At 68.8% G+C, this 21674-nt stretch carries 21 protein-coding genes; 14 read left to right on the top strand and 7 right to left on the bottom strand.

All coding sequences use genetic code 11. From position 1 onward, the window contains the following. Nucleotides 1-9 precede the first annotated feature (9 nt). Nucleotides 10-414: an NUDIX domain-containing protein gene (locus AB0H36_RS16815; protein WP_360523156.1), complete on the top strand. Its 405-nt coding sequence runs from the start codon at nt 10-12 to the stop codon at nt 412-414. Here the strand turns inward: AB0H36_RS16815 and AB0H36_RS16820 are convergent. Together AB0H36_RS16820 and AB0H36_RS16825 are read right to left on the bottom strand one after the other, a co-directional pair. Continuing rightward, the gene (locus AB0H36_RS16820; RefSeq protein WP_360523159.1) at nt 332-1720 is read right to left on the bottom strand and encodes a hypothetical protein; all 1389 of its coding nucleotides are present in this window, start codon (nt 1718-1720) and stop codon (nt 332-334) included. The two genes, AB0H36_RS16815 and AB0H36_RS16820, sit on opposite strands and share 83 nt — an antisense overlap. A gap of 61 nt (nt 1721-1781) precedes the next feature. Next, complete coding sequence (locus AB0H36_RS16825; protein WP_360523162.1) at nt 1782-3866, bottom strand: AAA family ATPase; 2085 nt, start codon at nt 3864-3866, stop codon at nt 1782-1784. A 55-nt stretch (nt 3867-3921) separates the two neighbouring features. Here AB0H36_RS16825 and AB0H36_RS16830 point away from each other — a divergent pair, with 55 nt between their 5' ends. After that, nucleotides 3922-4701, top strand: coding sequence for a GNAT family N-acetyltransferase (locus AB0H36_RS16830; RefSeq protein WP_360523165.1), 780 nt, complete (start codon nt 3922-3924; stop codon nt 4699-4701). Here AB0H36_RS16830 and AB0H36_RS16835 read toward each other — a convergent pair. Beyond that, nucleotides 4618-5079 carry a DUF4267 domain-containing protein gene (locus AB0H36_RS16835; protein ID WP_360523168.1) on the bottom strand — a complete coding sequence of 154 codons (462 nt, stop codon included), beginning with the start codon at nt 5077-5079 and terminating at the stop codon, nt 4618-4620. The genes AB0H36_RS16830 and AB0H36_RS16835 overlap by 84 nt on opposite strands. Before the next feature lie 88 nt (nt 5080-5167). Between AB0H36_RS16835 and AB0H36_RS16840 the strand changes: the two genes are divergently transcribed. Next, nucleotides 5168-5740, top strand: coding sequence for a TetR/AcrR family transcriptional regulator (locus AB0H36_RS16840; protein WP_360523171.1), 573 nt, complete (start codon nt 5168-5170; stop codon nt 5738-5740). Here the strand turns inward: AB0H36_RS16840 and AB0H36_RS16845 are convergent. Next, nucleotides 5708-6280: a histidine phosphatase family protein gene (locus tag AB0H36_RS16845; RefSeq protein WP_360523399.1), complete on the bottom strand. Its 573-nt coding sequence runs from the start codon at nt 6278-6280 to the stop codon at nt 5708-5710. The genes AB0H36_RS16840 and AB0H36_RS16845 overlap by 33 nt on opposite strands. A 112-nt stretch (nt 6281-6392) precedes the next feature. Here AB0H36_RS16845 and AB0H36_RS16850 point away from each other — a divergent pair, with 112 nt between their 5' ends. The 6 genes from AB0H36_RS16850 (at nt 6393) to AB0H36_RS16875 (ending at nt 14014) form a co-directional block, all read left to right on the top strand. After that, the gene (locus AB0H36_RS16850) at nt 6393-7457 is read left to right on the top strand and encodes a LacI family DNA-binding transcriptional regulator (protein ID WP_360523174.1); all 1065 of its coding nucleotides are present in this window, start codon (nt 6393-6395) and stop codon (nt 7455-7457) included. 10 nt (nt 7458-7467) lie between these two features. Further along, nucleotides 7468-8760 (top strand): sugar ABC transporter substrate-binding protein, encoded by a 1293-nt coding sequence (locus AB0H36_RS16855; protein WP_360523177.1) that lies wholly within the window; start codon nt 7468-7470, stop codon nt 8758-8760. A 203-nt stretch (nt 8761-8963) separates the two neighbouring features. Continuing rightward, the gene (locus tag AB0H36_RS16860; protein ID WP_360523180.1) at nt 8964-9776 is read left to right on the top strand and encodes a sugar ABC transporter permease; all 813 of its coding nucleotides are present in this window, start codon (nt 8964-8966) and stop codon (nt 9774-9776) included. Continuing rightward, a complete protein-coding gene (locus AB0H36_RS16865; RefSeq protein WP_360523183.1) occupies nt 9776-10588 on the top strand; it encodes a carbohydrate ABC transporter permease in 813 nt (270 codons plus the stop codon). The genes AB0H36_RS16860 and AB0H36_RS16865 overlap by 1 nt, the downstream gene beginning before the upstream one ends. A 20-nt stretch (nt 10589-10608) precedes the next feature. After that, nucleotides 10609-12183: a glucoamylase family protein gene (locus AB0H36_RS16870; protein WP_360523186.1), complete on the top strand. Its 1575-nt coding sequence runs from the start codon at nt 10609-10611 to the stop codon at nt 12181-12183. Nucleotides 12184-12202: 19 nt separating this feature from the next. Beyond that, nucleotides 12203-14014 carry a xylan 1,4-beta-xylosidase gene (locus AB0H36_RS16875; protein ID WP_360523189.1) on the top strand — a complete coding sequence of 604 codons (1812 nt, stop codon included), beginning with the start codon at nt 12203-12205 and terminating at the stop codon, nt 14012-14014. Here the strand turns inward: AB0H36_RS16875 and AB0H36_RS16880 are convergent. Beyond that, nucleotides 13917-14681 carry a FadR/GntR family transcriptional regulator gene (locus AB0H36_RS16880; protein WP_360523192.1) on the bottom strand — a complete coding sequence of 255 codons (765 nt, stop codon included), beginning with the start codon at nt 14679-14681 and terminating at the stop codon, nt 13917-13919. The genes AB0H36_RS16875 and AB0H36_RS16880 overlap by 98 nt on opposite strands. 201 nt (nt 14682-14882) lie before the next feature. Between AB0H36_RS16880 and AB0H36_RS16885 the strand changes: the two genes are divergently transcribed. From AB0H36_RS16885 to AB0H36_RS16900, 4 genes are read left to right on the top strand one after another with little or no spacing between them, the layout of a single operon-like run. After that, a complete protein-coding gene (locus tag AB0H36_RS16885) occupies nt 14883-16157 on the top strand; it encodes a sugar ABC transporter substrate-binding protein (RefSeq protein ID WP_360523195.1) in 1275 nt (424 codons plus the stop codon). Then, complete coding sequence (locus AB0H36_RS16890; RefSeq protein ID WP_360523198.1) at nt 16157-17104, top strand: sugar ABC transporter permease; 948 nt, start codon at nt 16157-16159, stop codon at nt 17102-17104. The genes AB0H36_RS16885 and AB0H36_RS16890 overlap by 1 nt, the downstream gene beginning before the upstream one ends. Next, nucleotides 17094-17945: a carbohydrate ABC transporter permease gene (locus AB0H36_RS16895; RefSeq protein WP_360523201.1), complete on the top strand. Its 852-nt coding sequence runs from the start codon at nt 17094-17096 to the stop codon at nt 17943-17945. The genes AB0H36_RS16890 and AB0H36_RS16895 overlap by 11 nt, the downstream gene beginning before the upstream one ends. A 21-nt stretch (nt 17946-17966) precedes the next feature. Then, complete coding sequence (locus tag AB0H36_RS16900; RefSeq protein ID WP_360523204.1) at nt 17967-19268, top strand: alpha-L-fucosidase; 1302 nt, start codon at nt 17967-17969, stop codon at nt 19266-19268. 7 nt (nt 19269-19275) lie between these two features. Here the strand turns inward: AB0H36_RS16900 and AB0H36_RS16905 are convergent, their stop codons facing one another. Together AB0H36_RS16905 and AB0H36_RS16910 are read right to left on the bottom strand one after the other, a co-directional pair. Continuing rightward, entirely contained in the window at nt 19276-19779 is a 504-nt protein-coding gene (locus AB0H36_RS16905) for a MaoC family dehydratase (protein ID WP_360523207.1), read from the bottom strand. 148 nt (nt 19780-19927) lie between these two features. Next, nucleotides 19928-20473 (bottom strand): general stress protein, encoded by a 546-nt coding sequence (locus AB0H36_RS16910; RefSeq protein ID WP_360523210.1) that lies wholly within the window; start codon nt 20471-20473, stop codon nt 19928-19930. A gap of 76 nt (nt 20474-20549) precedes the next feature. On the opposite strand from AB0H36_RS16910, the gene AB0H36_RS16915 reads away from it, so the two are divergent. Then, the gene (locus AB0H36_RS16915; RefSeq protein WP_360523213.1) at nt 20550-21656 is read left to right on the top strand and encodes a magnesium and cobalt transport protein CorA; all 1107 of its coding nucleotides are present in this window, start codon (nt 20550-20552) and stop codon (nt 21654-21656) included. Nucleotides 21657-21674 lie beyond the last annotated feature (18 nt).

Genomic DNA, 21674 nt, shown 5'->3' on the forward strand with positions numbered 1-21674 from the left:
TGGGTTGGCATGGATGCGCACCGCGTCGACTGCGTCGGGGCCCTCGTGTACGACGACCAGCACCGGCTGCTCGTGGTCCGGAGAGCGAACGAGCCCGGCCGTGGGCTCTGGTCGGTCCCGGGCGGGCGGGTCGAGCCGGGAGAGGACGACCCGGCCGCAGTGGCGCGGGAGGTCGCGGAGGAAACCGGTCTCACCGTCGAGGTCGGCGAGCTGGTCGGCGAGGTCGAGCGCGACGGCCCGAAGGGCACGCTCTACGTGATCCGCGACTACGAGGCGACGGCTGTCGGTGGCAGCCTCACGCCGGGTGACGACGCCTCCGATGCGAGGTTCGTCACCCGCGCGGAGTTCCTGACCCTGCCGACCACGACGCTCCTGGCCTCGACGCTCGAGCAGTGGAACGCGCTACCGGGCTAGCTGCCGCCAATGCCCGGGCCACGACCGCGGGACGGAGCAAGGCCGTCGGCGGATCGACCAGGCTGGTCACCCGGAGGAACGCTCGTCCGAGGTGCACGTCGCGGGCGGCGCCGGCCTGCAGCATCCCGACGTACCGGCCGAAGAGGCGGTCAGGGGCCGTCCGCCGGCCGGGGATCTCGGGGAACGACAGGTCGGCTCCTCTCGCCAGGGCCCAGGCGGCGCCGGCGATCCGGCCGGTCTCGCGAAGGTGGCCGAGAAGTGGGCGGCCGTCGGCCGGGTGCCGGCGAAGCGCCTCGGCCTCGAGCGCCGCGACCGTCATTCCCTGTCCGTAGACGGGGTTGAGCGTGCAGACCGCGTCGCCGAGTACGGCCAGGCCGGCCGGAAAGCGGTCCAGCCGGTCATATCGGCACCACCGCGACGCCGGGTACCGGTAGGCGACCGGATCGTCCAAGGGGTCGGCTGTCGCCAGGATCCGGGACAGGTCCGGTAGCGCGAGGTCGGCGGCGAACCGCAGGAAGCCGTCCGGGTCGGTCGGGGGATGATCGCCGAGGACGCCCATCAGCGTGACGAGACAGTTCCCGTCCTCGATCAGCGACAGGCCACCACCTCGCGGCCGCGCCGGGCAGGGAGCGGAGATCACCACCAGGTCGTTGCCCAGGGCACCAGGACGGAGCCGGTAGCGCCGGCTGGCGTAGCCGACGCCGACCGCGAGCCGGTCCTGCCTCGGCGCCGGAAAGCCGAGCGCCTCGAGCCACACCGGAAGCCGCGATCCGCGACCGGTCGCGTCGACGACGAGGTCGCCGGGCAGTTCGACCGGCGCGCTGCCATCGGCGCGGCCGACCACCCGGGCGCCCACGATCCGCCGGCCCTCGGCGATCACACCGGCGACGTCGTGCCGCCCGAGCACCCTGACGGACGGCAGCGCCAGGACGCGGCGCCGTACCGTCGTCTCCAGGGCCGGGCGGCTCACGCAGATCGCGGGGAGGCCAGAGACTCCCTGCCGGAAACGGTGCCCGCCGAAGCACAGGCGGGTGTCCGCGAGCATGTCGCCGACCCGCGCTCCATCCGCGCTCAGCTCGGCGGTCAGCCCCGGAAAGAGATCCTCCAGCACTGTGTGGCCACGCGAGAGCAAGCCGTGCAGGTGCCGCGACTGCGGCGTGCCGCGGCGAGGCGCCAGCTCGGGGCCGAGTTCGTCACGGTCGACCACGACGACCTCGGCGTACGTCTCGGAGAGGACCCTCGCCGCGAGCATGCCGGCGATGCTGCCGCCGAGGACGACGGCGCGGTCCCGATCGGTCGATGTCATGGCAAACCTCCTGTAGCGAAGGTGCCGACGATCCCGGTCCGGCTACCAGGTCAAAGACTGTTCACCTGTGCTCACTCAGGCCGAGCTCTCGTCGCCACAACCAGGCGACGACGCGGTCGTGCCCTTGCCGCAGGTGCCGACGGTAGGTGCTGAACGGGAGGCCGAGCGCCGCGGCCGCTGCTTCCTGGGTGCGAGACGCCCGGACGTACGTCGTCTGCAGCGCGCGGTACAGCCGGTCGTCGCGAGGATCGTCGGCCAAGGTGGCGACGGCGGTGTGCAGCAGCTTCCCCAGTCCGTCGGCATCCTCGTGGCCGGAGACACAACGCGTGCGCAGCAACGGATTGCGCCTCAGCAGGTCGGGGCGGTGCAGGTCTCGCAACGCCTGCTTGACGGCATCGGCGAAGTCACCGCGGGCGAGCACAAGCAACTCAGGCTCCGGGACCGCGGCCGGCTGCAGCAGGGCGTCGTCCGCCAGGGCACGCTCGGTCCAGCGTTCGGTCATCAGCTCGACCGGGACCCGCCGGAAGTCGTGGCCGAACAGCCCGTAGCGACGGCCACCCACGACGAAGTCCGCACCCACTGCCCGCGGCATGTCCGCGGCGGCGAAGTAGTCGTTCCACCGGTCCGGCTCGGCCAGGGTGACGAAGTCCCAGGCCAGGTGTGGAGTGGCCAGCTGCCGCTGCAGGGTGAGGACCGGTACGGCGTTCAGCGTGGCAGACGGGCCTTGGTACACCTCGGAATCGACGATGAACCGGCAGTGTCCGACGGACTCACCGGCTCGCACCGGCGCCGTACTCTGGGCAAAGCGCCAGGCGGCCGCAGTACCCGGATCGGCGTCGCGATCCGCCGGCGTCGCGACGGTGAGGTCGAGCAGCGCGAGGACGCCGCGAACGGTCCCGTCCATCCCCCGGATCACGTGGAACCCGTCCGGCTGGCGGTCCAGCCACCGCCTGACCAGCGCGGCCGAGTCGTCGCCCTCCCCGGTGCGGACGAGGTCTTCGATCGCCTGATGATCGGCCGGCCGGGCCCGGTCGGGGTACTCGTTGCCCCAGGTCTGCCACTCCACCGGTGCGAGGACGCTGCGCAGGTTGCGGAACAGGAACTTCAGGTCCGCGATCGCGTGCTGCTGTGCCCGGCCCTCGCTGCCGCGGATCCGCGCCAACGTATCGGCACGCACCGCGCGGAACACCTCGCGGTAGCCGTCCGGATCACGCCGGCGCAGGTCGGCGTCGAGCACGTCGCGGACGAGATCGTGCGGCACCAGGCCGCCGGTTCGGAGCTCCGTGACGGAGAGCCCGGCCAGCCATTGGAACACCAGGTGCGGGTCACCCGTGTCGGCGACCACTGCGCGCAGCAGGCCTTCGCTCGTCGTACGCGCGACAGCGGACACCTCGAGGGCTCGCTGGTGGGCAACCGACGGCACGTCGGCGACGAGCCATCGGAGCAACCCGGCCACCACGTCCATCGGCAACGTGGTCAGGTCCGCGTCCGGGTCCCGCCGGAGCCGGTCAGCGAGCAGTGACAGCGCCAGCGGATGACCGTAGGTGAGGCTGAGTACGTCGGCATGCCGGTCGGCGCGGACGCCACGCCGATCCAGGTACCGGCGGACGTCGGCCTGCTCGAGATTCCGCAGCGAGACGATGCGCAGCAACTCGGACCACGCCGGATCGGCCCGCCACTCCGGTCCTGGCGGCTCGCGGCTCGCGACGACCACGATCGTCGACGCCGGCAGCCGGGGCAACAGCCGCTCCCGCAGCCAGCTCTCGACCGGGCTGAGCCGCTCCCAGCCGTCGACGAGCAGGACCAGCCGCTCGCCGTACGGCAGCCGAATCGCAGCGTCGCCCGGCGCGATGTCGACGGTGCCCGCGAGTGCCTCGGTCACCCCGGCGGGAGTGCCGACGACGTCCCGGCCGTCGATGCGGACGACGCAGGTGACCGCCTCGTCGACGATTGCGGCGTACGCGTCGAGCAACGTCGTCTTTCCGACTCCTCCGGGCCCGACCAGGAACAGCATCCGGAAGGCCGGCTCCTCGGCTCCCAAGGCGGCTCGGAACAGGTCGAGCTCAGCCGCGCGACCCACGAAGAGGTCGTGCCGCCATGCTGCCAACAACCCGCCGAGCGTGTCCGCCGGGCCCATGGAACTCATGGTGGCAGCTGGAATCCGATCGCGCCGCGCCCGGGTGGTGAATGACACTGGCCGGATGGATGACAGCTCCGTGGTACGGGCGATCGAGGAGAACGCAGCCGAGTTGCTGATGGCGATGGGGGCTGCCGGTGGTGGGGTGCAGCGCGATGACGGCGCGGTCCGGTGGACGATCGGCGGGTCGCCGATCGACTACCACAATGCGGTCGTCGCGGCTGACCTGCCGGACGCCGAGGCTGATCGGGTGATCGCGGAATCCCTGCAGGAGTTGAGGGATCGGGCCCTGCCGGGGTGCTGGCACGTGGGACCGTCGATGCGGCCGACGGATCTCGGCTCGCGGTTGCTCGACGCCGGTTTCACGTACGGCGGTAGCGAACCGGGCATGGCGGTGAAGCTGACCGAGCTGCGCCAGCCGGCCACGGTTCCCGGGCTCGAGATGACGTTGGTGGACACCGAGGACCAGCTGAAGATCTGGGCGGACACACTCGGTCGCGGCTTCGGCGAGGGTGAGCGCGAAGCCCGCTGGGTCGCCGACATCTACCGCCGCCTCGGCCTCGGATTCCCGTGGCGGCACTACCTCGGCCGGCTGGACGGCGAACCGGTCGCGACGACCACCGTCTTTCACGCGGCCGACGCCGCCGGGGTGTACTTCGTGATGACCGTCCCCGAAGCCCGCCGACGCGGGATCGGGGCCGCGATCACGTACACCGCGCTACGACAGGCGCATGGTGTCGAGTACGCCGTACTCGGCTCGTCACCGGCCGGACGGTCCGTCTACGCCGCGCTCGGGTTCCAGGAGCACTGCACGATCGACCTCTACGAGTGGGCGGCGAACTGAGGGACGCTCGCGCAGTAGCAGGTAGGCGTTGACGAGTACGACGACGCCGGTCAGGGCATGGACGCCGAGGGCGGTCGCGACGGTGCCGCCATGGGTCAGTACGACGACCATGTCGACGAACGGAATGATCGCCCCGACGGCCAGCACCACTCCGGTCGCGCGCCGCTCACCAAGAGCGAGCAGGGCCAGGATGATCAGCCCGAAGGCGATGTCACGGATCCCCTTGACGGCCAGGTAGCCGGCCGCCGCGCCGGTGGGCCAGGACTCGGTGCCGAATCCCGCGGCGGCGCCCTGCGGATCGAGCAGCAGGAACCGCACGCCGAACGAGATCGGGAACAGGCCGAGCAGGATGGTGAGAACAGTGGTGAAACGGCGCATGGTGAACTCCTGAATCTAGCGTCGCTAACTTTTCTAGCGACGCTAGCACTGCCATCGCTAGATTGTCTAGCAGTGCTAGAGTTCGGCTATGCCGAGTGAGTCACGCAGGGAGCGGGCCCGGGCGGAGCGCCGGGAGCTGATCGTCCGGACGGCCCGGGAGCTGGCGGAGGCCGAGGGGTGGGAGGCAGTCACCACGCGGCGGCTCGCGGAGCAGGTCGACTACAGCCAGCCGGTGCTCTACGGGCACTTCGCGAACATGGACGCGATCGCCGCGGCCGTTGCGCTGCAAGGATTCGAGGAGCTGGCCGTCGTACTGCGTGAGGGGCGTGCGGACGATGGGTTGCGCGGGCTGACGAGGGCCTACCTCGGGTACGCCGAAGAGCATCCGGCGATGTACGACGCGATGTTCGTCCGGCGGACCGAGCTGGTGTTCGGGACGACGGACACGCCGGCGGTGCTCCGGGAGGCGTTCACCGAGATCCTGGCCGGAGTCACGCCGTACGTGACGACAGATGCCGAGACGGCGACCGAGGTGTTCTGGAGTGCGCTGCACGGGCAAGCGACACTCAACCGGGGTGCACGGCTGCGACCGGAGCACCGCCAGGCCCGCGCGGACCTGCTGGTCGACCTATTCGTTGTTCCAGCGGTGGACCGCAGGTGAGCCGCGTTCCCAGCCGAGGGTCGAGATGGTGGCGGTGTTGAGGACGAAGTGACGGCCCTCGGTGACGTCGAGCTCGAGCCAGCGGGCGGTGAGGCCGCGCAGGGCATGTGAGTGGCCGAAGACGAGGACATCACCGGGTACGGCGGCGATGCGAGCGTTCACGCGGTCGAGCCGGGACGCGACCTGCGCGGGCGTTTCGCCGTTGGGTACTGGATGCGACCAGACCGTCCACCCCGGCACGGTCTTGCGGATCTCCGCGGTGGTGATGCCTTCGTAGTCCCCGTAGTCCCACTCGACCAGGTCTTCGACGACCTCCGCGTCCGGGAACCCCGCGAGCTCCGCCGTACGGCGGGCCCGCTCCCGTGGCGAGGTCAGCACCAGCTCGAAGGTCTCACCGGCCAGCCGTGTCTTCAGCGAGGCGGCCACGCGCTCACCTTCCGCGGTCAGCGGGAGGTCTGTCACCGACGTGTGCTTGCCCGACCTGCTCCACTCGGTCTCGCCGTGGCGGATCAGGAACAGCTGGTCCTGTCGTTCGTTGATGGTCACGATTTCATGGTCCCAGATCGATGTCGACCCCTTGACCAACCCACCCCGGACAAGGCAGGGTCGAAAACTGTAAGCGCTTCCACTCCAACCTCCCAGGAGCGAGAACGTGGCACCCGGACCCACCGGCAGGCCCGCGACGATCTACGACGTCGCGGCCCTCGCGAAGCTGTCGATCGCGACGGTTTCGCGTGTCCTGCAAGGGACCGGGCCGGTGTCGGAGAAGGCGAAGGCCCGGGTCGACCAGGCGGCACGCGAGCTCAACTACGTACCGCTGCGCGCCGCCCGCAGCCTGGCGGTCCAACGTCACGAGGCGCACGGGCTCGTGCTGCCCGACCTGGCCGGCCCGTTCTACGGCGACCTGCTGATGGGGTACGAGCGCTGGGCCGGCGAGCACGGCCAGAGCGTCATCATCACCGTCACACACGGCAACCCGGATCCGAACCGCACCGTCCGCGACCTGGCCGGGCGGGTTGACGGGATAGTTGTCCACGGCAACGCGCTGGACCTGCCGACGATCCAGGGGCTGCGCAAGGCCGGGGTGCCGCTGGTGCTGATCGCGCATCCGCCGGTGACCGGCTGCGACTCGATCCGCAGCGAGAGCGCGGCGAGCGCGGAGCAGCTCACCACAAGACTACTGAACCACGGCCGGACCGGCCTGCTCTTCGTCGGTGATCCCGACAGCGGGTACGACGTCGGCGAACGGTACGCCGGGTTCGCACAAGCTCTCCGCAGTCGTGGGATGAACGTGCCGAAACCAGAGCGCGTGCCGATGACCGAGGAAGCCGGCACGACCGTCGCCACGAGGTTGCTGACGGCAAAGAAGCGGCCCGACGGGCTGGTCTGCGCCAACGACGAGCTCGCGCTCGCTGCGGTGCAGGCGTTGCTGGCGGCGGGCGTCGCCGTACCTCGGGAGATCGTGGTGACGGGGTGGGACGACGTGATGGCGGCGCGGTACGTGTCGCCGGGGTTGACGACGGTGCGGCAGCCGATGACCGAACTGGGGCGGCTGGCGGCACAGCGACTGCACGAGCGGGTGACCGGAGAGCGGACCCGGGCGCGCAACGACGTACTGGCAACACAACTCGTGCTGCGGGACAGCTGCGGCACGGGAGCCCTGACCGGGGCGGTGGGGCGGGCAACGAATGAAACAGCTGCGGAAGTAACCGAGTGAGGAGACACAGATGATCACCCACAGCATCCGCCGCCGACTGGTGATCGGCAGCGCTGCGATCACCGCCACAGCCCTTGCGCTGACAGGGTGTGGCAGGTCGGAGGACTCCCCCAGCGGGGGTTCGCAGGCGACGACAACGGTCAGCGAAGGACCTGCCACCGGCAACCTGACCGTCTGGGCGATGGGCACCGAGGGCGAGAACCTGCCCAAGCTGATGCAGGAGTTCCAGCAGGCCAACCCGGGCGTGAAGGTCACCGTCACGCCGATCCCGTGGGACGCCGCGCACAACAAGTTCACCACCGCGATCACCGCGCAGACGCTGCCGGACGCCGCGATGGTCGGCACCACCTGGATGGGCGAGTTCGCCGACCTCGGCGCGCTCGACCCGACCCCGCAGGGCTTCGACAGCGAGGGCTTCTACCCCGGCGCGCTCGACACCACCAAGGTCGGCGGGACGCAGTACGGCGTTCCCTGGTACGTCGAGACGCGGTTGGTGTACTACCGCAAGGACCTGGCCGCGAAGGCCGGGATCACCACGCCGCCGACCGACTGGGACGGCCTGAAGGCGATGGCGAAGGCGATGCAGGACAAGGCCGGCGCGAAGTACGGGATCAACCTGCAGCCGGGCGGCAACGGGTCCTGGCAGACGGTGATGCCGTTCGCCTGGTCCGCGGGCGCCGAGATCACCGGCGAGGACCAGAAGGAGTTCACCTTCGACACGCCGGAGATGCAGGAGGGGCTGAAGTACTACCAGAGCTTCTTCACCGAGAAGCTGGCCGGGACCGACCTGCCGCCGAACCAGACCGAGGCGCAGTTCGTCAGCGGGCAGGTGCCGATGTTCATCTCCGGGCCGTGGATGGCGGGCTCGGTGGCCAAGCTCGGCGGAGACGCGATCAAGCCGAACATCGGGGTCTTCGAGATCCCGAAGAACAAGACCTCGACGTCGTTCGTCGGTGGGTCGAACTTCGTGGTCTTCAAGACCTCGAAGAACAAGGACAGCGCGTGGAAGCTGGTCAAGTTCCTGAGCGACCCGAAGACGCAGGCGAGCTGGTTCAAGATGTCGTCGGACCTGCCTGCGGTGAAGAGCTCGTGGGACGACCCGAGCATCTCCAGCGACCCGTTGCTGCCGGTGTTCGGCAAGCAGCTGGAGTCCGCGAAGGCGCCGCCGGCGATCGTGAACTGGGAGCAGGTGGCGACCGTCTTCGACACCGAGGTCGAGAAGATGGCCAAGGCCGGCCAGTCCCCCGCCGACACCGCCAAGGCGATCCAGACCCAGGCCTCGTCGATCGGCACCGGTAGCTGATCGCGATGAGTCGAGAGACAGCTCCTGCCGGGGCGCTGCGCGCCCCGGCAGGAGGAAAGCAGGAAAGGCGATCGGGCGCCCCGCCGACGGGCCGGGCTGAGCCCGCCTCGGCTGGAGCCGGCGGGCGCCCACCCCGCCGTGGCCGCCTGGATCATCAGACTGCTGCTGCGTGGATCCTGGTTTTGCCGTTTGCGGTTTTGTTCTTGGCGTTCACGGCGGGGCCGGTGGTCGGGTCGTTGCTGACCAGCTTCACCGACATGCGGCAGCGGGACCTGCGGACGCCGTTCGCGGTGGATCCGGTCGGGTTCGACAACTACGTGAAGGCTTTTCAGGACGAGACGTTCCGGAAGGCCGCGTTCAACACCGCGTACTTCGTGCTGCTCGGCGTACCGCTGACGCTGGTCGTCGCACTCGCCGCCGCGGTGCTGCTGGACCGTGGCATCAAGCGGTTCCAGGCGCTTTTCAAGGTCGGCTACTACCTCCCGGTGGTGACCTCGATCGTCGCGATCGCGGTGATCTGGCGGTTCGTGCTCGCCCCGGACGCCGGCCTGCTGAACACCGTGCTCGGCTGGTTCGGCATCCAGGGACCGAACTGGCTGGCGTCGGAGACCTGGGCGATGCCGTCGCTGATCGCGATGGCGGTCTGGCGGAACTTCGGGGCCGCGATGATCATCTTCCTGGCCGGGCTGCAGGGCATCCCGCAGTCCGTCGAGGAGGCCGGCCAGATCGACGGCGCGGGCCCGTGGCAACGGTTCCGGTACCTGATCCTGCCGTTGCTCCGGCTGACCATCCTGTTCAACTGCGTGACCACCGGCATCGGCTACCTGCAGTTCTTCGAGGAGCCGTTCGTGATGACCGACGGCGGTCCGCTGAACAGCACGCTGTCGGTGTCGATGTACACCTACGAGCAGTTCGGTTTCGGCAACTACGGCCTGGCCACGGCGATGGCCTACCTGCTGTTCGTCGTGATCGCGGTGGTCACGTTCATCCAGTTCCGGCTGCTGAGGGAGAAGTGATGCGCCGTACCTGGTGGATCTATCTGATCGGCGTGCTCGGCCTGGTCGCCGTCGCCGCGCCGTTCGTCTGGATGCTGCTCGGCAGCTTCAAGACCCAGGGCGAGCTGCTCCGGGTCCCGCCGACCTGGTGGCCGGAGCATGCCACCTCGCAGAACTACTCCGACCTGTTCAGCAAGGAGAGCTTCCCGCGGTACTTCTTCAACTCGACCGTGGTCGCGCTGGCGGTGACGGCCGGGAACCTGGCGTTCTGCTCGATGATCGGCTATGCGCTGGCCAAGCTGCGGTTCAAGGGCCGCAACGCGCTGTTCGTGCTGGTGATGGCCACCTTGATGATCCCCGGCATGGTCACGTTCGTGCCGCTGTTCGTGCTCGTCACCAACGCCGGCCTGGCCAACAGCTACCCGGGCCTGATCCTGCCGTTCCTGGTCTCGCCGTTCGGCGTGTTCCTGATGCGGCAGTTCTTCCTCGGGCTGCCGGACGACCTGATGGACGCCGGCCGGGTGGACGGCAGCAGTGAGCTCGGTATCTTCGCCCGGATCATGCTGCCGCTGACCAAGCCGGCCCTGGCCACGCTCGGCATCCTCACCTTCCTCGGGTCCTGGAACAACTTCCTGTGGCCGCTGGTGATCGCCCAGACCCAGGACAAGTACACCCTCCCGGTCGCCCTGGCGCTGTACTCGAAGGGCCAGAACGCGCAGAACTACGGCCTGCTGATGGCCGGCGCGGTCGTGGTCGTCATACCGGTGCTGGTCATGTTCCTGATCTTCCAGCGCCACGTCACCAAGGGCATTGCGATCACCGGACTCAAATAGACCCCTTTCTGGAGAGACAGATGACCGCCAACATCAGTCGCCGCACCCTGTTAGCCGCCACGGGCGCCGCCGCCCTGGCCGGAACCGCCACACCCGCCTTCGGTGGAACGCCATCACCTGCAGAGCTTCTGAAGGGTGGCTGGAAGCCGAGCACTGCAGACAAAGCTCTGGTCGGGCGTTGGGCCCGTGACACCTGGCGCAGCCTGGTCGCGATGACCGACGAGAAGACCGGGCTGCCCGCCGACAACATCGGCGAGTCGGTCACGAGCCCGGTCCGCAGCCGCTACACGTCTCCCACCAACATCGGCGGCTACCTGTGGAGCACGGTCGTCGCCCGCCGGCTCGGCATCATCTCGCCGCAGGAGTCGTACCGCAGGATCGTCCAGACCCTGACCACGATGACCAGGGTCGACCACCACGAGCCGAGTGGCATGTACTTCAACTGGTACGACGAGTCGACCGGTGAGGTGCTGTACACCGACCCGGACGGGACCAGGCCGATCACGCCGTTCGTCTCGAGTGTCGACAACGGCTGGTTCGCGGCCGCGCTGATGGTGGTGCGCAACGCCGAGCCGCTCGCCCGCGGTCTCGCGGAGTCCCTGCTGAGCAAGATGAACTTCGCCTACTACTACAACCCCGCGGCCCGGCCCGGTGGCCTGATGCGCGGTGGCTTCTTCGAGACCCCGCCGCCGGACGAGGAGACCGACAAGGGCAACCACGCCGGCACCGGTCCGGACGTGTACTACCGCAAGTTCCACTACGACACCTGCAACACCGAGGCGCGGATCGCGCCGTACATCGGGTTCGCGCTCGGGCAGGTGCCGCACACGCAGTACTTCGCCACCTACCGGACCTTCCCGGACTCGTGCGACTGGTCCTGGGTGGAGCAGCGCCCGAAGGGTGTGCACCGCACGTACCTCGGCCTGGACGTCTTCGAGGGCACGTACTCGTACCGCGGGATGCGGCTGGTCCCGTCCTGGGGCGGCGACATGTTCGAGTCGCTGATGCCGGACCTGTTCATCCCCGAGTCGACGTGGGCGCCGCGGAGCTGGGGGATCAACCACCCGCTCACCGTTCGCGCGCACATCGAGCACGGCATGGACGACGCCAAGTACGGCTACTGGGGCTTCTCCCCCGCCTCGAACCCCAAGGGCGGGTACTCCGTGTACGGCGTCGACGCGATCGGCATGGACCCGGGCGGCTACCCGTCCGACCTGGAGGCGACCAACTACGACGCCGGCTTCGAGGGCTGCCGCGAGGGCACCAACCCGAACCCGACGTTCGGCGACGGCGTGGTCACCCCGCACGCGGCCTTCCTCGCGATGCAGTACGCGCCGCGGCAGGCGATCGACAATCTGGCCCGGATCGAGAACAACCTGAAGGCGTACGGCGGTGGCGGCTTCTTCGACTCGGTCGCGGTCCGGTCCGCGACGATCGCCCGCCGCTACCTGTCGCTGGACCAGGCCATGGTGATGGGAGCCATCGGCAACGTCTTCGCCGGTGACGTGATCCGGCGGAACTTCAGCACCCGGCAGGTCGAGCAGCGGATCCGGCCGCTGATCGCGATGGAGCAGTTCGAGTCCGGCCTCGAGTAGACACCACAGGAGATTCTCTATGCAGCACGACGACGCCAAGGCCGACTGGGACGCGCGGATCGCGATCCGCAGCGACGAGGAGCGGGAGTTCAGCTTCCCGGACCTCGATCCACCCAAGGAGGTCACCGCGGTCGGCGGGGCCGGCCAGGTCACGATCGACTGGTCACCGGTCGACGGGGCGGCGGGATACCTGATCCTGCGCGGCACCGGCGACCACGGTCCACTCGAGCCGGTCGACCACCACAGCGGTGACGTCCTGTCGGTCCCGGCGCCGCCGTACGTCGACACCACTTGCACCCCGGGGACGCCGTACCGCTATGCGGTCGCGAGTGTGCCCGAGGTGACCGTGGCCGGCCGCGCCGGCCAGGTCGTCAACGCGGTGCCGCTGGTCGCTGGCAACGAGGTGCCCGTGGTGACCGTGGCCGTCGATGCCGTTGCCGAGGGCACCGAGCTGGCCATGCCGTGGGTGCCGATGATCGGCAGCGAACGGCTCAGCCAGCTGCTCTGCACGGACCGCAGCGGCGGCCGGGAGATCGGCGCCGAACTGGAGCAGGCGCTCCGCCGGATGCATGACGAGATCGGTGTCCGGACGGTCCGGGCGCACGCGATCTTCCACGACGACACGCACGTGTTCGGCGCGTCGGGCTACGACTTCTCGGTCGTGGACGCGATCTACGACAAGCTGCTCGGGATCGGCCTGCGGCCGGTGGTCGAGCTCGGCTTCATGCCCCGGGAGCTGGCCAGCGATCCGGCCAAGACGGTCTTCGAGTACGGCGCGATCATCTCGCCGCCGTCGTCGTACGACGCCTGGTACGACCTGGTCCGTGCCCTCGTCGAGCACCTGGTGGAGCGCTACGGCCTCGACGAGGTGCTGACCTGGGACTTCGAGGTCTGGAACGAAGCCAATCTCGAGGTCTTCTGGTCTGGCACGAAGACCGAGTGGCTGCACCTGTACGACGTGACCGCGGCGGCCGTGAAGTCGGTCGACACCCGGCTCGCGATCGGTGGCCCGTCGTCGGCCGCGGCCGGATGGGTCGACGACCTCCTCGCGCACGCCGCCGCTCACGGCACCCCGGTGGACTTCGTGTCGACGCACACCTACGGGAGCCCGCCGCTCGACGTGCAGGCCTCGCTGGACCGGCACGGGTTCAGCGACGCGCGGATCCTGTGGACCGAGTGGGGAGTGACGCCGACGCACTTCAACCCGATCAACGACTCGGTGTTCTCCGGGGTGTTCCTGCTCCGCGGGATGAAGTCGGCGGCCGGGCGGGTGGACGCGCTGGCCTACTGGGTCGCGTCGGACCACTTCGAGGAGCTGGGCCGCCCACCACGCTTCCTGCACGGCGGGTTCGGCCTGCAGACCGTGGGTGGCGTGGCGAAGCCGCGGTTCCACGCGATGAGCCTGCTCAGCCGGCTCGGCCCGGTCGAGCTGCCGGTCACGCTGACCGGGGACGGCGGCGGCAGCCTGGTCGAGGCCTGGGCATCACGGGACGACGAGCGGATCGCCGTACTGCTGTGGAATCTCACCCTCGACCAGACCAAGGCGGGCGGTGCGCCGGAACTGTCCAGGACGGTCCGCGTCGAGGTGCCCGGCGTCGATCCGGCCTGGGAGGCGACCGCGACCACGCTCGGGATCGGCGTCGGCGATGTCGCCACGGCCGCGGTCGAGCTGGGCGTCGAGGACTGGCCGACCGACGAGCAGCTCGCCGAGCTGGCCGAGCGCACCCGGCTGGTCAGTACTCCGCTGGAGTCGAGCGGCGCAGCAGTCGAACTGACCCTCCCGATGCCTTCTGCGGTGCTTCTGGAGCTTCGTCCTCCCCGTCGAGGTTGACGGCTTCCTGTATCCAGCGTTCGACGCCGGCAATGTGCACCGTCGCCCAGGACCTGGCCACCTCCGGTTCGCGCCCCTCGATCGCGTCGAGGATCGCCCGGTGCTCGGCCAAGGTCCGGGCGACGGCGTCGTTCTGGGTCAGGCCGCGCCAGATCCGGGCCCGGTAGGTGGGCTGGCGCAGGCTGTCGATGATCGACGCGAGCGCGCGGTTGCCGCTGCCGACCGCGAGCAGCCGGTGGAACTCCACGTCACTGGCGAGCAGGTCCTCCACCGACGGCTCCGGGCCGAGGTCGTCGAGCAACTGGCGCAACTCGGCGATGTCCGCGTCCGCCATCCGCAGCGCGGCCCGGGCGGCCGCGGCCGGCTCGAGGATGCGCCGTACCTCGAAGAACTCCAGCACCGACGCATCCTGGTGCAGGTCGAGGACGAAGCCCATCGTCTCCATCAGCAGCGCCGGGTCGAGACTCGTCACGAACGTGCCGTCACCCTGACGCACCTCGAGCACCCGGATCAGCGCGAGCGCCTTCACCGCCTCACGCAACGAGCTGCGGGACAGGCCCAGGCGCGCGGCCAGGTCCGGCTCGCGCGGCAGCCGATCGCCGGGTCGCAGCTCGCCGGTCACGATCATCTGCTTGATCCGGTCGATCGCCTCATCGGTGACCCGCACACCCACCTCCTTCACAGGAACGGCGCCAGACATCCGATGTCAATCACGCACACATCGGATGTCTGAGCGACTTTTTCAGGCTCAGCGCTAGGTTTCGTCCCTGAATTAAGGACACGAACTGTTGACTCATGTCAAGAGGACAGCATATAGATCGGATGAATCAACTCGTTCTTCGAGGTACCAGTTCCCCTGGAGGTCAGGATGAACCGAACACCAGCGCGGGTGCGCCGCTGGGCGATCGCCACCCTCTCGGCCCTCGCCCTCACGGCGGTGGCTGCGTGCGGGGGCAATGACGGCAGTGGAGGCGGTGACAGTTCCGGATCCGCCGACAAGGCCGACCTGACCTGGTCGTTCTGGATCGGCGGCACCGAGGACCAGGCGGCCTGGCAGAAGGTCGCCGACCAGGCCACCGCCGACCACCCCGGTATCACCGTCAAGCTCCAGGGCACCGACTGGAACAACTACTGGGCCAAGATCGGCACCCTGCTGGCCGGCGGCAAGGCGCCCTGCATCATCGGCATGCAGAGCCTGCGGACCGCGTCGTACGCCGGTGCGATGCTGCCGCTGGACGACCTGATGAGCAAGTACGGCCTGAAGGCCGAGGACTTCGACAAGCCGATCATGGACGGCCTCAAGGTGGACGGGAAGCAGATCGCGATCCCGTACGACTCCGGCCCGATGGTGATCTTCTACAACAAGGACATGTTCAAGGCGGCCGGCGTGGCCGAGCCGAAGCCGGGCTGGACGATGGACGAGTTCAAGGCGGCCGCGAAGAAGCTCACCGCCGCCGGGCGGACCGGCCTGGTGACGGCGCCCGGTGACCTCGGCGTCACCTCCTGGGTGCGGACGACGACCGGCGCGGAGCCGCTCGCCGACGGCAAGCTCGCGCTGACCGACCAGAAGTTCGTCGACGGGTTCTCGCAGTACGCCGACTTCGTCAAGACCGACAAGATCGCGCCGCAGGTGCCGTCCGGCAACCCCGACTTCGAGGCGCAGCAGTTCGCCGCCGGCAAGGCCGCGATGCAGCTGAACGGGCCGTGGTCGCTGATCGACACCAAGGGCAAGGTCAAGTTCCAGCTCGGCATCGCGCCGATCCCGGCCGGCCCGGACGGGTCCAAGACCTACACCGCCGGCTCCGGTTTCGGCATCTCCCGGTCCTGCAAGACGCCGGACGCCGCCTTCCAGGCGATCATGTCGATGACGAGTGAGAAGCCGCTGACGACACTGGCCGCGGCCGGCCGCGCGTACCCGGCCCGGATCGCCGCTCACGACGCCTGGTTCACCGCCGCGAAGATCGACGGCGCGAAGGAGACCATCGACTATGCCTCGGAGAACTCCGTCGCTCTGGTCACCTCGAAGAACTGGGTCCAGGTCGCCGACCTGCTCAACCGGTTCGGCACCCAGGCGCTGAACGGCGAGATCCCGCCGGACCAGGCGCTGAAGACCATCCAGGACCAGGCGGGCGCCGGATCCTGATGGCCGCGCTCAACACCACGACCGCTGCTCCGCCCAGCCCGCCGTCCCGGACGGACCGGGCGGGGCGGCGGCCCGCGCTGCGGCGGGACGGCCGGCACGCCAGCGTCTTCCTGGCCCCGAGCCTGGGCGGCCTGGCGCTGTTCACGCTGTTCCCGACCGCGATGGCGCTCGCGATCAGCCTGTTCGACTGGCCGGTGTTCGGCGAGCGCCAGTTCCTCGGCCTCGACAACTACACCCAGCTGATGAACGACCCGGTGTTCCGCCGGGTGGTGCTGAACACCGCGCTGTTCGTGGTGCTGTACGTCCCGCTGAACGTGGTCGTCTCGCTCGGTCTGGCGCTCTGGCTCGGGCCGAAGATCAAGGGCCGGCAGGCGTTCCGGGTGCTGTTCTTCATCCCGGTGATGACGCCGATGGTGGCCAACGTGATGGTCTGGCGGCTGCTGTTCCAGCCCGGCGGGCTGATCGACAGCACGATGCAGACCTGGTTCGGGGTGAGCGCGCCGAACTTCCTCGGCTCGTCGGCCTGGGCGATGCCGGCGATCGTCGCGATGTCGGTCTGGCAGGGCTTCGGGTACAACTTCCTGGTCTTCTCCGCCGCGCTCGACCAGGTGCCGCAGTCGCAACTGGAGTCGGCGCAGATCGACGGCGCCGGGGTGTGGCAGCGGTTCCGGTACGTCACCTGGCCGATGATCACGCCGTCGATCTTCTTCGCCACCACGATGACGCTGATCACCTCGTTCCAGGTGTTCGCCCAGCCGTTCATCCTGACCCAGGGCGGGCCGGGCGTGTCCACCCAGACCATCGTCATGTACGTCTACAACCAGGGCTGGCAGTTCCTCACCATGGGGCTGGCCTCGGCGGCCGGCTGGGTGCTGTTCGTGATCATCATGGGCATCACCGCGATCCAGTTCCTGGGCCAGCGCAAGTGGGTGAACTATGACGTCTGAGACCACCGCCCACGTCGGGCGCCGCGTCCGCAACGGGGTGTCGCACGTCCTGCTGGTGATCGTCGCGATCCTGTTCCTGGTGCCGCTGGTGTACGCCGTGTCCACCTCGCTGAAACCCGCGGACGAGGTGTTCACGCCGACCCCGGAGCTGTTCGGGTCCGAGATCCGCTGGCAGAACTACGCCGACGCCTTCACGTTCGCTCCGTTCGGCCGGTACTTCCTGAACAGCCTGTTCGTCGCGATCGTCGGCACCCTGGTCGTGGTGATCGCCTCGAGCATGTCGGCGTACGCGTTCGCCCGGCTGAAGTTCACGGGCCGTGAGCAACTGTTCGTGCTGTTCCTGGGCACCCTGATGGTGCCGCAGGAGGTGCTGATCGTCCCGATGTACTGGCTGATGCAGTCGCTCGGCTGGGTGGACAGCTACTGGGCGCTGATCCTGCCCTGGGCGTTCACCGCGTTCGGCACGTTCCTGCTCCGGCAGTTCTTCCTGACCGTGCCGGCCGAGCTCGAGGAGGCGGCCCGGGTGGACGGGTGCGGCCCGTTCGGCACGTTCCTGCGGATCATGCTGCCGCTGGCCCGGCCGGCCATCGCCGTACTGACCGTCTTCACCTTCATCAGCTTCTGGGGCAGCTTCCTGTGGCCGCTGATCATCATCAACAGCGTTGCGGACAAGGGCACGGTGCCGCTCGGCCTGGCCCAGTTCATCGGCCAGCAGGGCACCCAGTGGAACCTGATGATGGCGGCCTCCGTGCTGGCCATGCTGCCCACCGTCCTGCTCGTCATCCTGCTGCAGAAGCACCTTGTCCGCGGCCTGCTCGTCACTGGTCTGGGCGGCCGTTAACTACCTCCGAGGAGATCCGAAATGACCGACGCGCCTCCTGCGCACTCCGTCGAGAAGTTCCGTGACTGGCGGTTCGGCCTGTTCGTCCACTGGGGCCTGTACGCCCTGCCGGCCCGCCACGAGTGGGTGAAGAACCGCGAGCGGCTGACCGACGAGGACTACCAGCCGTACTTCGACCACTTCGAGCCCGACCTGTACGACCCGCGCAAGTGGGCCCGGGCCGCCCGCGAGGCCGGCATGCGATACGCCGTACTGACGACCAAGCACCACGAGGGTTTCTGCCTGTGGGACTCGGCGGTGTCCGACTACACGGTCGCGAAAACCCCGTGGGGTAAGGATTTGGTCGGCCCGTTCGTCGAGGCATGCCGGGAGGAGGGGCTCGGTGTCGGGTTCTACCACTCGCTGATCGACTGGCACCACAAGGAGTTCCCGATCGACGTCGTGCACCCGCAGCGGTACGACGAGGAGGCCTGGGCGAAGGCGGCCGGACGGGACGTCCAGGTGTACGCCGACTACCTGCACGCGCAGACGCGTGAGCTGCTGACGAACTACGGCCCGATCGACATCATGTGGTTCGACTTCTCCTACCCCAACCGCAACCGCGAGGACGGACAGCCAGGTCCGGGCAACGGCAAGGGCCGCGACGAGTGGCGGTCCGAGGAACTGATGGCGATGTGCCGCGAGCTGCAGCCGGACATCCTGATCAACGACCGGCTGGACATCCCGGGCGACTTCGTCACCCCCGAGCAGTACCAGCCGGACGGGCCGATGACCCGCGACGGGCAGCCGGTGCTGTGGGAGGCCTGCCAGACGCTGAACGGCAGCTGGGGCTACGACCGGGACAACCTGGACTGGAAGTCACCCGAGACGCTGGTGAAGATGCTGGTCGACTCGGTCTCCAAGGACGGCAACCTGCTGCTGAACGTCGGCCCGACCGGGCGCGGCGAGTTCGACCCTCGGGCGCTGAACACGCTGGCGTCGATCGGCGAGTGGATGCGGCTGCACGAGCGGTCGGTCCGCGGCGCGCGGCCGAGCGAGCTGACCGCACCGGCCGACTGCCGCTACACCCAGAAGGGTGACCGGCTCTACCTGCACCTGTTCTCCTGGCCGATGGGCCACATCCACCTTGCTGGCCTGGCCGGCAAGGTGAAGTACGCCCAGCTCCTGAACGACGCCTCGGAGATCAAGCGGATCGTCAACGACCCGAAGCGCAAGGCGCAGAACACGACCATGGGCGGCGTGTCCGCGGACACCCTCACCCTCAAGCTCCCGATCCAGCGCCCGGACGTGCTGGTCCCGGTGATCGAGATCTTCCTGAGCTGACGCTCGCCTAGGAGGCAGGGGTGGGGCGGCCGGGCTGTTCCCCACCCCGGGCTTCCAGGTAGTTGTTCTTGGGGACCATCACCTTGCGGCGGAACAGGCAGACGACGGTGCCGTCCTGCTTGTAGCCCTTGGTCTCCACGTAGACGACGCCGCGGTCGTCCTTCGACTTCGACTCCCACTTGTCCAGCACCACGGTCTCGCCATAGATCGTGTCGCCGTGGAAGGTCGGCGCGACGTGCCGCAGCGACTCGATCTCCAGGTTCGCGATCGCCTTGCCGCTGACGTCCGGGACCGACATCCCGAGCAGGATCGAGTAGATGTAGTTGCCCACCACAACGTTCTTGCCGAACTGGGTGGTCTGCTCGGCGTAGCTCGCGTCCAGGTGCAGCGGGTGGTGGTTCATCGTGAGCAGGCAGAACAGGTGGTCGTCGTACTCGGTCACCGTCTTGCCCGGCCAGTGCTTGTAGACCGCGCCGACCTCGAACTCCTCGTAGCTACGCCCGAACTGCATGCCCTCGGCTCCTTCCGGTATCCCCGGACCCCATGCTGCCGAAAGTCGACGTGACTGGGCAGTAGCCCGCGCGTGGCCTACCTCTCACCCGCGCGAGACCTTCGTCACTCGGGCGTCACTCGGGCGTCACTCGGGCGTCACTCGGGCGTCACTCGTGCGGCTGCTGCAGCGGCGTCTGCTGCTGGATCGGCTGGTCGGGCAGTCGCGGGTTGACCTCACCCTTGAGGGCCAGCTTGGCCAGGTGGTTGCGGGCCTCCTCGGCGTACTTGAAGTCGCACAGTACGTCGTACGTCGTCGCCACCACCGCGGTCCGCGATGTGAAGTCCCGCCGGCCGGCCGACTGGGCGTAACCGAGGCCGCCGAACACCAGGCCGAAGAACGCACCCAGGACGACGCCGGTGAGCAAGGCCGCCAGCCAGTTGCCGTTGGTGAACAGCCCCAGCAGCAGACCCACGAACAGACCGAACCAGGCGCCGCTGGCCACACCCGCGCCGAGCGCCTTGCCCCAGGTGAGCCGGCCGGTGATCTTCTCCACCTGGCGCAGGTTGTTGCCGACGATGGTCGTGTGCTCGACCGGGAACTTCTCGTCCGAGAGGTAGTCGACAGCTCGCTGCGCCTCCCGGTAGGTGTCATAGGTCCCGATCGTCAGGCCGCTCGGCCGGGGGTCCATCGAGGGCATGCCCTGCGTGGTCATCGTCGTTCCTCTCCACGTGCTTCCACCCCCATCATTGCCGACGGCTGGTTACCACGCCTTGATAGCCTCGCCGGTGATGACCGGGCGACGGTGGGACATGGGCGCGACACGCCGGATGGGACGAGTCTTCGCCCGGCGGTCTCCAGGCGTCCCGGAGCCGGTCGACCTGGTCGCCAGCGGCAAGCTGGACGGCGCTCTGGTCGACTGGGCCTTCTACCGCGACGGCCGCCGCGACCTCAAGATCAACTCCTACACCGAGGCGCTCACCCGGGCCCGGCGCGGGCAGGGGTTCGTCTGGATCGGCCTGTTCCAGCCCAACGAGCGGCAGTTGGCCATCGTCGGCGAGGAGTTCGGCCTGCACCCGCTGGCCCTGGAGGACGCCACCGAGGCGCACCAGCGGCCCAAGCTCGAGCGGTACGACGACACGCTGTTCGCCGTACTGAAGACCGTCACCTACGTGCCGCACGGGGATCTGACGGCCACCAGCGAGGTGGTGGCGACCGGTGAGGTGATGGTGTTCTGCGGCGCCGGGTTCGTGGTGACCGTGCGACACGGCGATCACAGCGAGTTGACCGGCCTGCGGCACGGGCTGGAGCAGGAGCCGGAGCGGCTGGCGGCCGGCCCGGGCGCCGTACTGCACGCGATCGCCGACCACGTGGTGGACCGGTACCTGGAGGTCGCGGACTCGGTCCAGGCCGACATCGACCTGATCGAGAGCGAGATGTTCACCCCGCGCGGCTGGCGCAAGATCGACCAGGTCTACCAGCTCAAGCGCGAGGTGCTGGAGCTGAAGCGGGCGGTGGCGCCGCTGGCCGGGCCGATGCGGGCGCTGTCGACGCTGCGGCACCCGCTGATCAGCGACGAGACCCGGAACTACTTCCGCGACGTCGACGACCACCTGCTGCGGGTGAAGGAGCAGGTGATCTCGTTCGACGAGCTGCTCAGCTCGATCCTGCAGGCCGGCCTGGCCCAGGTGCAGGTGTCGGAGAACGAGGACATGCGCCGGATCGCGGCGTACGTGGCCATCCTGGCGGTGCCGACGATGATCGCCGGGATCTACGGGATGAACTTCGACTACATGCCGGAGTTGCGGATGAGGTACGCGTACTTCGTCGTTCTCGGCGTGATGGCCACCGCGTGCACCGTGCTTTACCGGCTGTTCAAGCGCAACCACTGGCTTTGAGCGCTGCAGGGCTGGACC

Source organism: Kribbella sp. NPDC050820, assembly GCF_040653975.1.
Taxonomy (GTDB): domain Bacteria; phylum Actinomycetota; class Actinomycetes; order Propionibacteriales; family Kribbellaceae; genus Kribbella.

Coding starts and splice junctions, on each gene's coding strand:
- AB0H36_RS16815 (WP_360523156.1), top strand. CDS start 10: ATGGATGCGCACCGCGTCGACTGCGTCGGGGCCCTCGTGTACGACGAC.
- AB0H36_RS16820 (WP_360523159.1), bottom strand. CDS start 1,720: ATGACATCGACCGATCGGGACCGCGCCGTCGTCCTCGGCGGCAGCATC.
- AB0H36_RS16825 (WP_360523162.1), bottom strand. CDS start 3,866: ATGAGTTCCATGGGCCCGGCGGACACGCTCGGCGGGTTGTTGGCAGCA.
- AB0H36_RS16830 (WP_360523165.1), top strand. CDS start 3,922: ATGGATGACAGCTCCGTGGTACGGGCGATCGAGGAGAACGCAGCCGAG.
- AB0H36_RS16835 (WP_360523168.1), bottom strand. CDS start 5,079: ATGCGCCGTTTCACCACTGTTCTCACCATCCTGCTCGGCCTGTTCCCG.
- AB0H36_RS16840 (WP_360523171.1), top strand. CDS start 5,168: ATGCCGAGTGAGTCACGCAGGGAGCGGGCCCGGGCGGAGCGCCGGGAG.
- AB0H36_RS16855 (WP_360523177.1), top strand. CDS start 7,468: ATGATCACCCACAGCATCCGCCGCCGACTGGTGATCGGCAGCGCTGCG.
- AB0H36_RS16865 (WP_360523183.1), top strand. CDS start 9,776: ATGCGCCGTACCTGGTGGATCTATCTGATCGGCGTGCTCGGCCTGGTC.
- AB0H36_RS16870 (WP_360523186.1), top strand. CDS start 10,609: ATGACCGCCAACATCAGTCGCCGCACCCTGTTAGCCGCCACGGGCGCC.
- AB0H36_RS16875 (WP_360523189.1), top strand. CDS start 12,203: ATGCAGCACGACGACGCCAAGGCCGACTGGGACGCGCGGATCGCGATC.
- AB0H36_RS16885 (WP_360523195.1), top strand. CDS start 14,883: ATGAACCGAACACCAGCGCGGGTGCGCCGCTGGGCGATCGCCACCCTC.
- AB0H36_RS16890 (WP_360523198.1), top strand. CDS start 16,157: ATGGCCGCGCTCAACACCACGACCGCTGCTCCGCCCAGCCCGCCGTCC.
- AB0H36_RS16895 (WP_360523201.1), top strand. CDS start 17,094: ATGACGTCTGAGACCACCGCCCACGTCGGGCGCCGCGTCCGCAACGGG.
- AB0H36_RS16900 (WP_360523204.1), top strand. CDS start 17,967: ATGACCGACGCGCCTCCTGCGCACTCCGTCGAGAAGTTCCGTGACTGG.
- AB0H36_RS16905 (WP_360523207.1), bottom strand. CDS start 19,779: ATGCAGTTCGGGCGTAGCTACGAGGAGTTCGAGGTCGGCGCGGTCTAC.
- AB0H36_RS16910 (WP_360523210.1), bottom strand. CDS start 20,473: ATGACCACGCAGGGCATGCCCTCGATGGACCCCCGGCCGAGCGGCCTG.
- AB0H36_RS16915 (WP_360523213.1), top strand. CDS start 20,550: ATGACCGGGCGACGGTGGGACATGGGCGCGACACGCCGGATGGGACGA.